We start from the raw sequence: 12357 nt of genomic DNA, 5'->3' as shown, positions 1-12357 counted from the left end.
CGCATGAGAATCAGTGATACTCAATTTAGCCAAATGATGTTGCAAAGCCTACAGCAGAACAACGCGGGTCTTGGCAAGGTATTAGAGCAAATGGCCACCGGTGATCGTTTAACAAAATTATCCGACGATCCAATGGCTTCGATTCAGTTGTTGAATCTAGAGCGAGAAGGCAGTGCAATCAATCAGTACCATCGCAATATTGATAACGTCAAAACCATATTATCGAGTCAAGAGATCCAGCTTGATTCGGTAACAGAGAGCCTGCAAAGCATGAGGGAACTCGTGTTGTGGGGTTCGAATGGGACACTGACGGATGAGGATCGTGCTGGCATGATTACTGAGTTAGAGAGCCTGAGAGATTCGGTAGAATCCTCGTTCAACGCTCAGGATGAAGAAGGGCATTTTCTCTTTTCTGGCACCAAAACGGATACCGCGGCGTTGTCGAATACTGGCGCTGGATACACGATTGATGGTAATAGCGATAAGCGTGTTGTGACTGTCGCAAAAGGCGTGACCATGACGTCGAACATGACCGCAAAAGACATTCTGGATTTAGGCGGTGGCAGTAATGTACTGAATCAAATTGATGATTTGATTGTTGAATTTAAGAACCCGAGCCCAAATTTTAGAGCCGAAGTTGATGCCAGTATTGCCGCCATAGATGATAGCTTGGCAAACGTATTAGGGGCGATGACTGAGATCGGTGGTCGACACAATAACCTTGATCTACTGGCGGGGGCACACAGCGAAAATAAGCTGTTTGTCGATAAGGTCACCAGTGACATCTCAGCATTGGATTACGGGGAAGCATCGGTGCGTCTAAGCAATTACATGGCGGCATTGCAAGCTACGCAAGCTAGCTACGTCAAAATCAATGATCTGTCGTTATTCGACCGAATTTAAGGCGCTCCATGCGTTAACTAGGGAAGTGTTATGGCGGTAAGTACGGTGGAAGTTAGGCCACATAGTATTAAGTTAGGTGGTCAAGAAACAGCAAGTATTGCGCCGTCTCAAACCCCTGAACCAACGACGTCGCTGTCTAAGCGTTATCTCACGCCTGCTACGACAATGACGTCGGCGTACTCGCTATCAGGTGTATTGCTTACGCAAGGCCAACAGCAGGCGACGTCGGTACAAATTGCTAGTAAAGCGTTGCAAGGCGTCGGGCGAGAACTGACGCAAGTGAAGCGCAACCTCACCCAGGCTCTGACTCATGGTGTTTCTGATGCCCTGACGGCTTCTTTATCTCGTTCAAAAAGTGTCATTGAAACCACACTTAATCGAGCACGCTTTGATGACAAACGTGTTGTGGATAATGAGCTGAAACTCAAACTAGACAGCGCCGATGTACGACATTTCTCAATACCCGGCTTAAATGCCGGACGTTTAAGTGATCGTAGTGAACAAGTGCGTCTTGATTTCCCTGCGCACGGCACGGTCATCATGCAGTTTGACGGACAAACAGACTCGCAAAGTAGTGCCGAGCGCACCGTGAAACAGTTGGATCGTAGTTTGATTCCAATGGGCATGAGGGCCAGCCTTTCTCGTGATGGTACGGTCGTATTTCAGGCGCAAGAGTCGGCTTATGTCGCCATGCAGCAACAAGTAAAAGTCACGGGACAAGGCCACCGCTTTCCTGCTGGACAAGCCAATACGTTTACTGTACAAGCTGAGCCAGATGGCATTGCCGAGCTGCGCTTTGATTTAGCAAGTCGTGAAGGGATTAAGCAATCCATAGCAACCGTGAATCAGCACCTACAACAAGCACAAATAAGCCTTCAAGACAGCCAGCAGTTCCAATCTCAATTGAGTACGCAGATGTCACGTATTCAACGCCAATCTAATCTTCCTACTGAGTCACAAGTTGAGCAGACGGTCACGAAACTGAACCAGTTATCCGGCGACTTCTCTCACACCTATCAAGCCATGAATGCCCAAGCTAATGTGCACCGCCACACCGTCGTCGCGTTGTTGAAATAGAGATTTGCTGCGCATATTGTCATCTTCGACAAGAGAGCATTAAGCAACGGCTTGAATATTTGTTTGTAGGTATTATGATCAATGCTCTTAATATGGATGATGAGAAACCTATGTTTAAACCGACGATTTTATTTGCAGCCGCATTACTTTCCTTTAATTCTTTTGCGGCTGTGACGCCAACCCCTAATGAGTTATTTTCAACAATCCACCTGCGCTTGAGTTACATGGAAGACGTTGCGTTATATAAAGCCAATAATGGTAAAGCGATAGAGGATCTAGATCGAGAAGCGGTGGTGATTGAAAAGGCGAGTCTATCGGCTGAAAAAGAAGGCTTAGATAAACAAAGTGTTGTCGGTTTTTTTAAGGCGCAAACATCAGCGGCAAAAGCCATTCAATATAGGTATAGAGCCGATTTGTTGACTCAGCCAGTCACAAGTACTCCAAGAGACTTAAACACCGTGGTTCGCCCCGATTTATTGAGACTTGGTAAGAACATTAATACGGATATTGCGGAATATTTTCATGAAGGTGGCACGTTGTCTAATCGTGACTTCGCACTCTTCAAAGCCACGCTCGACTCTGATTACTTAACGGATGCAGACAAGGAAATGTTGTTTAGCTCGCTGACCCAAATACAACTGAGGTAATTGGTAATCTGTCGTGTCTATCACGATCTGATTACGACGAGCCCATGACTGTTAATAAGGCCCTTCGCTACCTATAGCGTATAACGAAGGGCCGTTTATCATGGTTAAACTGAACTAGGATATAGTTGGATTTGTTTATTTACCGTTGAGCTTTAAAGCGGTGAATGTCACGCTGTTGTAGTCGCCATTCTTTTTGTCAGTCGTAAAGTCACCCGTACCTTCACAGCCCGGACCCCATACAGGGTGAGATTCTTGGACACTACACTGACCATAAGCACCGGCTTTAAAGTAGAACGCATCTTTTGCGTAACCAGTTGGGTAATCTTTGTCGTCGATGCCTTTGCTTAGGTCGATGTCATATTTTACGGTGTCGTGTTTAGCCGTTTCAAAAATCAGGTGCATCATTGTGCCCTTCACTTCAATGCTATAGCTAAACTCTTCTCCCAATGCGATACCAGCATCGCCAGGTTCCGCTGGGTTTTCCCATGTATTTCCCCATACAGGGTAAGCAATGTCCGCGCGATCAGGATCGTTCTTTTCTAGGTTGCGCTCATAGTTCCAAAATACTGAGCCCATCTTATGACCTGGAAATTTCTTGTAGAAAATCTTAATCGGTTCATTACCGTGGCCATAACCTGATTTCGCTTTGATTTGTGCTTTGTCTTTTTCAGCGTGTATCTGTCCTACAACAACAGAGTGCGCAGGGTATTTTTCAGGGTATTTGGCGTGCAGAGAAACGTGGTTGACCTTTAGGGTCGCTTCCAGTTTGCCACCAACAGCACTAAACGTTTTTGCGTCAGGGTGGCTGGAGAGCGCCCAGTTGTTTAGATTGTCATGAGTGTCGATAGAGAAGTCTGCACCACGCGCCATTTGACGCAGCTCTGAGCGAGCATTTTTTGAGTTTTTGGTCGTAATCGCCTTGTTTTGTACCTCAAAGACAAGGTGGCCATCTTTATCTAGGTGAAAAAAATCTGAGTGAGAGTAGCTCATCATCGCAACGCCCTCGATCTCGTCGACTCGACCATCTTCATTGATATCAGATGGAATCGTGATCTTCCAATTTCGCATATCAAAGTTATCGGCAGGGACAGGGTATGACACACCATTGTTCGCCACGTTTGCGAAGGCAGAAACCGACAGCAACAATGAACCGGTGAGGACAAGACTTTGTTTCATTTTGTAATTCCTTGTATGTATTATTGTCATACATAATAATTAATCGCGACTTGAAACAAAGCGTAAAAAACAAGATGTGGTTGATAGTTCACACTTTATAATTTTGGCTTTCAACCGACTTCAAAGAATGAGAAAAAATAGCGGATAGGAATCGACATTAGTGATGCTGTTGGCTGTTCTTTGTCACATTTTCTGATAGGACGTCACTGAGACAGAAATGGAGGATGGTGATGATTTTAAGTCGCGTCTGTGAGAGAGCGATCAGGTGTTTCTTGCTAGAGGGTCTAGAAGAATCACACCAAAAAGAAAAAATAAAGAAAGCAGATAAACGCCAGTAAGGTGGCGGAGAGTGTGGGGTAAATGATATAGCCATCATGTTGATGGGTTCTTCTAAAGCAAAGAAAGCTCAGTAAAACATTGTACACGACCAACAATAGGCTAATTGCCGTCCCTCCTTTAAGTGTCAGTGTTGCAAGCTGACTGAGAAAAAAAGCCAATAAAACATAGTCAACCACCACCAACCAAAGGAACGCTTTTTTAAGTGCGTCTGGCGGAGAATCGGGAATGTGTGTCGGACTTTGCTTCATAACAGGCTCTAATTCACTCTCATCAATTTACGATGTACTGCTCGCGATTGACGCTTCGTCATACATAGATCTCACCCATCAAAGGGTGAGTACTACCTTGGTACGTAATCCACCATCGCCACGTATTGGCTCGACGTTCTACCCAAGCATAGAACTTGGTTGGTTACATCCGTGTTATAAGGGCTGTGGTGTGGTCGTTGACGTTTTATCTATCGCATACCCGATGGTGTCATGCCTTAATACCGGTTGATTGAATTGGGCTTGTTGTCGTGCCTTGTTCAATGCGCTGCTTGGTTGTTCACCAAATAAGGTACTGATGACGTGTGCTGCGGGTGTGGTGAGGACAAATAACTCGATACGTCGATTCTCGCTAGACTTCGGCTCATCGGCATTGAGCAGCGCTCGGTCGGACATCCCAGTTACCTGTAGTACTCGCTGCTCGGGCATACCACCGGAGACAAGGGTCTGCCGTGCTCTATTGGCGCGTGACGCAGAGAGATCCCAGTTAGAACGGCGACCAAATGCTTTCTTATACAATGTGGCGTCGGTATGACCGCTGATGATGAGAGGGTTTTCAACTTGGTGAAAAATGGGGGCAAGTGCTAGTAGCAGGTCTTCGAAAAATGGGGTTAATGTCGCGCCACCACGAAGAAACATACTTTGTTTATAGTCATCTTGTAAGACGATTCGCAGGCCTTGCGGGGTTACGATAATATCGACGTTGCCCTCTGCGCTGATCTGTCTTGTCATGTTTTCGATGACCTGAGCAAGCAAAACCAGTTGCTCTTGCGTATCGAAGGTGCCTTGAATCAGTGAATCAGTCTCTGGACCGTTGCCGTTACCGTTGTAAAAAGACGTGACCGTATGGACAGAGTCATGCTGACTTGGCACCGAAGAATCACTCGCGAGATCAATGGGTGAGATACTTTGTGAGGTATCAAATAGGTTGCCAGTGCTTTTATCAAAGACGCTGCCCATGTTCAAATGGGCAACGATGGCTTTACGCTCTTCTTTATCGACCACTTGCATGACCCATAACACCAGAAATAGGGCCATTAGGGCGATCATGAAGTCAGCCAATGCCACCTTCCACGCCCCGCCATGATGTTCGTGCTCATGACGACGCCCAGAACGCTTAAAGACAACGTACTCTTGTTTTTGCATTATCCCTCCTGTTCAGCTAGCCACCTCTCCATTTGATTGAAAGTGGGTTTGATGTCTAGCTGAATGTGTTTTCGCCCGGCATCGATGGCAAGCAATGTTGGCTTCTTTGCAACATACGCGACCAGGGTGGCGCGAATGCAATCAAAGGCTGACATGTCTCGTTTAACGCGCTGGGCCATGGCATTACTGGCTGGATCTAAGCAGCAATAACAACCAAAAATACCTAAAAATGTGCCTACTAGAGCCGCTGCAATGTGATAACCAATCAGGGCTATCGATCCATCAATAGCTTGCATGGTAATAATGATGCCACCCACGGCCGCTAAAATGCCAAACCCAGGAAGAGCCTCCGCTGTGCGTTGCATCGACCGAGATGGCAGTAACAGATCGGTCTCAATGGCTTCTATTTCTTGCTCTAGTAGTCCTTCTAATTCATGAGGCGACATTTGTCCCATTGCCATTAAACGCAAATTGTCGGTAATGAAAGAAACTAAACGATAATCACGGTTTACTAATGGATATCGGCTGAATATCGGGCTTTGTTCTGGATTTTCAATGTGCTTATCAAGGGCTTTGAATCCGCCACTTCGTACGGTCTCGAGTAAGACCTGCAGCAGTGCCATAAGCTCCATATAAAATGCTTGTTCTTGTTTTTGAGGGGCGACAATACTGCGTAGTTGACTGCGCATTTCTTTGAGGACTTGCGGTGGGTTACCAACAATCAATGACCCTACGGTCGCCCCAATGATGATAAGAAATTCAGCAGGTTGCCATATCGCCATCAGGTTTCCACCGGCCCAAACGTAACCACCGAACACACACACTAATATGATCAGCACGCCCATAAATTTTTGCATAGGTGACTCCTAAGAAGATAACAATTGATTGAGTTGTTTGAGAGCTTGCTTGTGAAGCTGACAGATACGAGGAGGGGTTAAGTCCAGCACCAGCGCGATTTCGTGTAGGTTCATATCATGCTGATAAAATAGGGTCATGAGCAGTTGCTCTCGCTTAGCAAGTTGGCCTAATGCGACCTCGAGACTACGACGAGTATGCTCATGTTGGGTTGCGTCATAGGTGCTATGAGCATGGCTTTCAAGACCGCTATCAATGAGTTGGTCGAGGCTTTGCATCTCACCTGCCATGGAGGCATTGAGCCGTGATAAATAGTCAGCTTGGTCGGTACCCAGCGCCTGTATGATTTCTTTATCGGTAGGTAGGCGACCTAAAGCTTTAGTGAGGTCACGAGTGATGTCGTTGAGCTCGTGGGCTTGTTGACGAGTCTTACGAGAGCGCCAATCTAAACGGCGCAATTCGTCCAATATCGAACCACGAATTCGACACACAGCAAACGCTGCAAAGTGACTATCATCAATATCACCATAACGCCGCCCAGCTTCGAGTAAACCAATCAGTCCGATCTGCTGCATATCTTCAACGCTGCAATGGGTCGTCGCATGGTGGCGTAGTTGATTCACGATTCGTTTCACCAAAATTTGATGTTGGCTGAGTAAGCGGTGCTCATCAATGGGCAGTGAGGGAGACTGAATCTCTTCTTCAATGCCGTAACTGTCCCTGTGATTCATATCCAGCATAAGGGCTCCTACTGCACGACATATTTAGTGAGCAGTACGTCATCAATATCGTGGACTAAATCGGTTTTCTCAAACGCGCCGAGTACGGTGACCTTGACCTCGTCTTGAAGTTGCACCAAGGCATTGGCACCGTGCAGGTCTTCATAGGTTTTCTGGCTGAACAGGTTGAGCATGGCATTACGTACTACGGGCATATAGTCATTGATGTTCTCCATGCGATCAGGGCGACGAGTCTCGATCGCTAATTCAAGCATGACAAAATGGGTTTGCTTTTTGCCCCTTACGCTAAGCACTAATTTCTCTAATGATTGAAAGCTTGGTGATAGTTGGCTTTGGGGCTGATCGGCCAGTAACTCTGACAGCCAGGAATTATGGTGATTGGCTTGCTTCATGTACCACGTTGTCCCCACAACAGTCGCTGCCGATATAACGACACTGCTGATAATCATGGTAATAAAAAGCGCAATAATGTGTTGTTTGGTCATAACCTATTTCCTTATGAATGCACTAGGCATGAATATTGAGCCAACGCTCGGCGGCGGAGTGAGACGGATTTTTTGTTGAGTCGTCGACGGTCTCCCGTGCAGTAAACACACGCTTTTCATCCTCCGCTTGTTGCGATTGTGATGAGGCCGTGTGGCTGTCTCCGGACCCCACTTGAACGTCAACTTGTAGGAAGTTTTGATTTTGTAGCTCGTGACGCAGTCGATCCGAGACTTGCATGAGCGCTTCTCGTGTCGCGGTGGCATTGGCATTAATTTGTACACTGAGACGGTCACCCTCAACCCGCACCGTCAGGTCAAGCTTGCCTAAATCGGGTGGATCCAATCGAATTCGTGCCTCTTGTAGATTCTGCTGCGCTTGTAAGGTGACGCGATCATTGAGCACTTGCAGCATTTGTTCGCCCCACTTCCCTGCTTGGGTATCGACACGAACATTGGCCCATTGTGCAGTTGAGTGGGCACTCACGTTTTCGGCGTTGCCGTTGGCGGCTGCCAGAGACAGATTATTAGGGTTTAATAGAGGGTTGGACTGCGTAGTATTCGATAGCCCACCTAACACAGACTGAGTGGTCGATTGAAGATCGCCAGACAGTGAATGACTGGAGAGGCGTGCGTGTTGGTTGAGTGCAGTGATAACACTTTGTCGATCAGAGCGATAAGCAAAATCAGAGGGCATTGAACTCGTGGTTCGCTGCCCTGTCAGCGCCTCGTTGGAATGTGAGAGCTGTTGAGGCGTGTTGATATTCTTAGAGTTGAGGCGTGTGTTGAATTCGAGGGAGGGGTGAGCGTCATCAAGCCCAAACTCACCCTTAATTTGAGGGTGAAGCAGCAAGGCCCCGATGAGTTGCGGTGACCCAGTAGAGGTTTCAAGGTTCTCATCGTCGTGCTCAGTTAAGGACGATTCTGATTTTGAATCACTCACTAATGCCTTGAACGATGACGGTCGGCCTGATGTCATCGGGTTTTGTGTTGAGGGGGCAATTGCCCGCGCGCTCGAGGAATTACCATCATCGCGATGATGGCTGGTGGTATTTGGCGCAGTGGCGCTTTGGGTCGCCGACGGTGAATTTAGCATGATTACTCCAGAGTCATAGCCAGCTGATACGCTTGGGCACGTTCTTTTTGCTCATCGGCCATACCGAGTTGCGTTTTTAGGGTGTCAGTGGCCTGAGATAACGCCATAAACGCCTGTAGGTGTGCTTGTTTTGCCCGTTCAATTTCAGCGGTTAACCGTGGGTCTTGTTGGGCACCTAGAGTAAAAGGATCATGGGTAACCAAAAGCTCCCTAAGCTGTAAGTCGTAGCGTTTTAGGGTCGGCCAGTCTTCTGTTTTTGTTGCGATTTCAATGAGTTGACTTAGGTGTCGAAATCGCTCAGGGGACACCTTATGCGTGTTTGCCAAAATTCAACCACCCTTCTTTGATAGTGCCCATGATGCGCTCAACGCTCGCTAGCTTCTCGACGTCGTTATTCACACTGGCGTGATACAGTTCAACCTGACAAAAGTCATAAAGCTGGTGGAGGTTCTGAGCAATGTCGCCGCCAGCATCGAGATCTAATGCACTGTCGAGACCGACTAGAATGTTCATGCTTTTACTGATGCCATCGCCTTTTTCGGCCAGCCGTCCTGCATTAATATGGCCGCGCACACGTTCGACTTCATCGAGGAGTCCATCAATGAGCATCACTACGAGCTGGTGAGGGCTGGCAGCGGCAGCTTGAGCGTTTAAATCAACCTGCTGGTAAGAGTCGTAGCCTGAGTCCATTAGCATTTGTATTGTCTCCTTGGGTTAACCAAACATGCCCATGGTTTGATTCATCTGGGTCATTAAGGTATTCATTTGGGTAAATTGTTTGAGATAGCGGTTGTACGACATGTCATATTTTCGATCTAAGGTGGCCTGCTTATCGTCGATGCGTGAAATATTTTGTTGTAAGGTGTCTTTACGGCTTTTAAACAACCCTGACGTTGATTTTAAGAAGGGGTTTGCCATGGTATCGATAGAATCTAGAAGGTTGCCGTCGCCATTGAACATAGCCTCTAGCGCGGCACTGTTATTGTTTTGAGCCTCTTCAAATTTGCTGGTATCGAGTGTCATGGTGCCGCTGCGATCTATCTCTATACCCACTTGGCTTAGGCGCATGCCCTCATATTCGCCACGAACTAAACTGGTCAGTTGGCTCTCAATCGAACGAAGGGTAGGGTCACTGGCTAATACACCGCGTGATGTATCTTCACCGCCGATACCCGTGTGCTCATCGATGGTCGACATTAGTGCGTTATAAGCGTCAATAAACTGAGTGACTTGCTCTTTGGTGGCCTCAGTATCCGCGCCAATATCGAGGGTGAGAGGTGCCTCGCCAGAAACTTGAGCCTTACTTACGGTGAGATCAACGCCATCTATTACGCCAGTGAACGTATTGCTGCTGTTTTGTAGCTTGAGCCCGGTTCCTTCTGCTCCAAGCCAAATCACAGCATCTTGTGGGGCACTGATATCGTTGGTGTTGCTGAAGGCGTCCTCAAACCAGGTTGCGCCTGTTCCAGAGGCTGAAACATTGATCGTGTTTGCGACGCCTGTTTCCGTGCTCGATAGCATGAAATGTGTCTGACCGTTGGAGCGCACTAAGGTGGCATTCACGCCGGGATTATCAGGGTCGTTGTTGATCGCCGATACCAAATCCGCCATGGTCGCTTTTCCATCGCCGTCGCTGTCTAGCGTCGCTAAATCCAGGGAAAGGCTCTCACCATCCACGGTAAAGTCCAGTGTGCCTGTGATGGGCACCTCGGTGGTGGCATCAAGGTCTGTGGGCATACCGGTTGAAAGTTGATGCGCCGTCGCGACTTGTTCGACAAAAATCTGATAGCTTCCAGCCAGTGCCTTGGCGTCGACTTTCGCACCAAAGAAACCTTCTTCAGAGACAGTGGCGCTATTTTTAATGACATTAGAATCGCTGCTGTTCATCGCATTGACGGCCGTTCTGAATTCGCGCAGTGCCGATTCTACTTTCCCTAAAGCGGTCATCTGACTTTGATAACTGTCGGCTTGCATCTGGTAACGACGTTGAAATGGTTGTACGTCGTAAGTGGCAAGCTGGGTGGCCATAGTGATGGGGTCTAACGAACTCATTAGAGTGCTCCTAATCAAGCTGGCTGTATGGCTAATGTCGTGAACAGCGCAGAGGGTGAATAGTGATTAAATCAAGATGTGTGCCATGATTTAATTCGTTTAAAAACAATTATTTAAATGTGTTTGATTTGAATGGCGGAAGGCACGTTTCCATCATTGATGTTCCGCTTGCCAGTCAAGTCATGGCATTGGTGTTAGAAGAGGAAGGCGACACAAATCCTCAAGGTATTAACCGTAGGTAATACTCATGGTTGGAATGTGAGATCTGGGTTCCGAATCGTGCTGCGATAGAGAAAACAAAAAACCTCCCGAGGGAGGTAAAGGACGGATGAAGAGCTGATAAAGGAAGGCTCTTCGAATCCAAGATAACGGGTGTACTAGGTTGGACGTCATCACACCCGTTATCAGGGATAGGGTGGCGCTATCGCAGTAGCGACATCGCCATGCTAGGCATTTGGTTTGTTTGCGAAAGAACCGTTGTGCCCGCTTGCATCAGCATCTGGTTCTTCGTCATGTTTGAAGATTCAACCGCGAAGTCAGCATCAGTGATACGACCTTTCGCAGCAGAGGTGTTCTCAACCATGTTGCCTAGGTTAGCAATGGTGTGCTCTAGGCGGTTAATGTTGGCACCAAAGCTAGAACGAGTGGTGCCGACATCAGCAAGAACACCAGCATCACCGCTCGCACCAGTCAATGTCGTCAATGCAGTTTGAGCGCCAGCAGCCGTTGAAATATCGCCGAGAGCGAAAGCACCCGCTGCGCCTATCGAACCGTTCAGAGCGGTGATCTCAGTTGAAACATCGACAGCAAGTTGCTCGCCGGCGTTAGTACCAATTTGTAAATTCACTGCACCAGCAGCAAATCCAGTTGTGTTGAATAATTTTTGGCCACCAAAGTTGGTTGAATCCATGATGTTGACAAGCTCTTCATTGAGCTGTTGGAATTCTTTATTTAGCGCCGTTTTATCAGCGGTCGAAGACGTGTCATTTGATGCCTGTGTTGCAAGGTCATTCATGCGATACACGATGTTCGTCATTTCATCCATTGAGCCTTCGGCCGTTTGCATCATCGAGATGCCATCTTGCGCATTGCGCATGGCGACATTCATGCCACGGGTTTGTGATTCTAGACGGGTTGAAATTTGCAAACCTGCGGCATCGTCGGCGGCTGAGTTGATGCGGTAACCAGTGCTTAAACGTTCCATTGCGGTGTTAAGCAGGCCACTGGTGTTGTTTAGCGTATTTTGTGTCACTAGCGACGCGTAGTTCGTGTGCATTGATAAAGCCATTGTCGTTCTCCTTGAATCACTATCAATTTGGGACGTTCGCCCCGCTCACTAACAAGAGGCGGTCAGATAATTTCTAGGATTAACTCGAAAGTGAAAAAAATAGCCAAATTGTTGAAATAGGGCGGAAATGTGTGAGGTTGGTTCAAGGGGGAGGGTAAAAATGGGAGGAATGGAGAAGAGCGGTTCCTAGTTCCTAGGGCCTAGGAGGTAGAGGGTGGAACCTGGGGATAGCATTTTTTTTTGATGAAAATAGATTACCCCACATTATCTCCTAGACCCTAGACCCTAGA

At 47.5% G+C, this 12357-nt stretch carries 14 protein-coding genes; 3 read left to right on the top strand and 11 right to left on the bottom strand.

Annotated features, from left to right (window positions below; genetic code table 11):
* Positions 1-3 precede the first annotated feature (3 nt).
* From flgL to aroQ, 3 genes are all read left to right on the top strand, one after another.
* Positions 4-903, top strand: a complete 900-nt coding sequence (gene flgL / locus AB4405_RS07010) for a flagellar hook-associated protein FlgL (protein ID WP_102470887.1) — start codon at positions 4-6, stop codon at positions 901-903.
* Between the two features lie 30 nt (positions 904-933).
* The gene (locus AB4405_RS07005; protein ID WP_372060211.1) at positions 934-1980 is read left to right on the top strand and encodes a flagellin; all 1047 of its coding nucleotides are present in this window, start codon (positions 934-936) and stop codon (positions 1978-1980) included.
* Positions 1981-2090: 110 nt separating this feature from the next.
* A complete protein-coding gene (gene aroQ, locus AB4405_RS07000; protein WP_372060210.1) occupies positions 2091-2627 on the top strand; it encodes a gamma subclass chorismate mutase AroQ in 537 nt (178 codons plus the stop codon).
* A gap of 135 nt (positions 2628-2762) precedes the next feature.
* On the opposite strand, the gene AB4405_RS06995 is transcribed toward aroQ, so the two are convergent.
* The 11 genes from AB4405_RS06995 to lafA all read right to left on the bottom strand — a co-directional run bounded on the left by AB4405_RS06995 (position 2763) and on the right by lafA (position 12067).
* Positions 2763-3803, bottom strand: coding sequence for a polysaccharide lyase family 7 protein (locus AB4405_RS06995; RefSeq protein WP_102470889.1), 1041 nt, complete (start codon positions 3801-3803; stop codon positions 2763-2765).
* A gap of 293 nt (positions 3804-4096) precedes the next feature.
* Positions 4097-4390, bottom strand: coding sequence for a hypothetical protein (locus tag AB4405_RS06990; RefSeq protein WP_372060209.1), 294 nt, complete (start codon positions 4388-4390; stop codon positions 4097-4099).
* 174 nt (positions 4391-4564) lie between these two features.
* Complete coding sequence (locus AB4405_RS06985) at positions 4565-5554, bottom strand: flagellar motor protein MotB (protein WP_102470891.1); 990 nt, start codon at positions 5552-5554, stop codon at positions 4565-4567.
* Entirely contained in the window at positions 5554-6411 is an 858-nt protein-coding gene (motA, locus tag AB4405_RS06980) for a flagellar motor stator protein MotA (protein ID WP_102470892.1), read from the bottom strand. Before motA ends, AB4405_RS06985 begins: the two co-directional genes overlap by 1 nt.
* Before the next feature lie 9 nt (positions 6412-6420).
* A complete protein-coding gene (locus AB4405_RS06975) occupies positions 6421-7149 on the bottom strand; it encodes a FliA/WhiG family RNA polymerase sigma factor (RefSeq protein ID WP_372060208.1) in 729 nt (242 codons plus the stop codon).
* A gap of 8 nt (positions 7150-7157) precedes the next feature.
* Positions 7158-7634 (bottom strand): flagellar basal body-associated protein FliL, encoded by a 477-nt coding sequence (gene fliL / locus AB4405_RS06970; protein ID WP_372060207.1) that lies wholly within the window; start codon positions 7632-7634, stop codon positions 7158-7160.
* Positions 7635-7656: 22 nt separating this feature from the next.
* Positions 7657-8727 (bottom strand): flagellar hook-length control protein FliK, encoded by a 1071-nt coding sequence (locus tag AB4405_RS06965; RefSeq protein WP_372060206.1) that lies wholly within the window; start codon positions 8725-8727, stop codon positions 7657-7659.
* 2 nt (positions 8728-8729) lie between these two features.
* Entirely contained in the window at positions 8730-9053 is a 324-nt protein-coding gene (locus AB4405_RS06960; protein ID WP_102470895.1) for a LafD, read from the bottom strand.
* Positions 9037-9423 carry a flagellar export chaperone FliS gene (gene fliS, locus AB4405_RS06955; protein ID WP_102470896.1) on the bottom strand — a complete coding sequence of 129 codons (387 nt, stop codon included), beginning with the start codon at positions 9421-9423 and terminating at the stop codon, positions 9037-9039. Before fliS ends, AB4405_RS06960 begins: the two co-directional genes overlap by 17 nt.
* Before the next feature lie 18 nt (positions 9424-9441).
* The gene (gene fliD / locus AB4405_RS06950) at positions 9442-10779 is read right to left on the bottom strand and encodes a flagellar filament capping protein FliD (RefSeq protein WP_102470897.1); all 1338 of its coding nucleotides are present in this window, start codon (positions 10777-10779) and stop codon (positions 9442-9444) included.
* A gap of 421 nt (positions 10780-11200) precedes the next feature.
* The gene (lafA, locus tag AB4405_RS06945) at positions 11201-12067 is read right to left on the bottom strand and encodes a lateral flagellin LafA (protein WP_372060205.1); all 867 of its coding nucleotides are present in this window, start codon (positions 12065-12067) and stop codon (positions 11201-11203) included.
* Positions 12068-12357: the final 290 nt, after the last annotated feature.

Origin of the sequence: Vibrio sp. 10N.261.51.F12 (assembly GCF_041471725.1) — a bacterium.
GTDB lineage: Bacteria > Pseudomonadota > Gammaproteobacteria > Enterobacterales > Vibrionaceae > Vibrio.
Note: the sequence above shows the minus strand (reverse complement) of the source record. Positions and strands in the feature narration are given on the sequence as shown.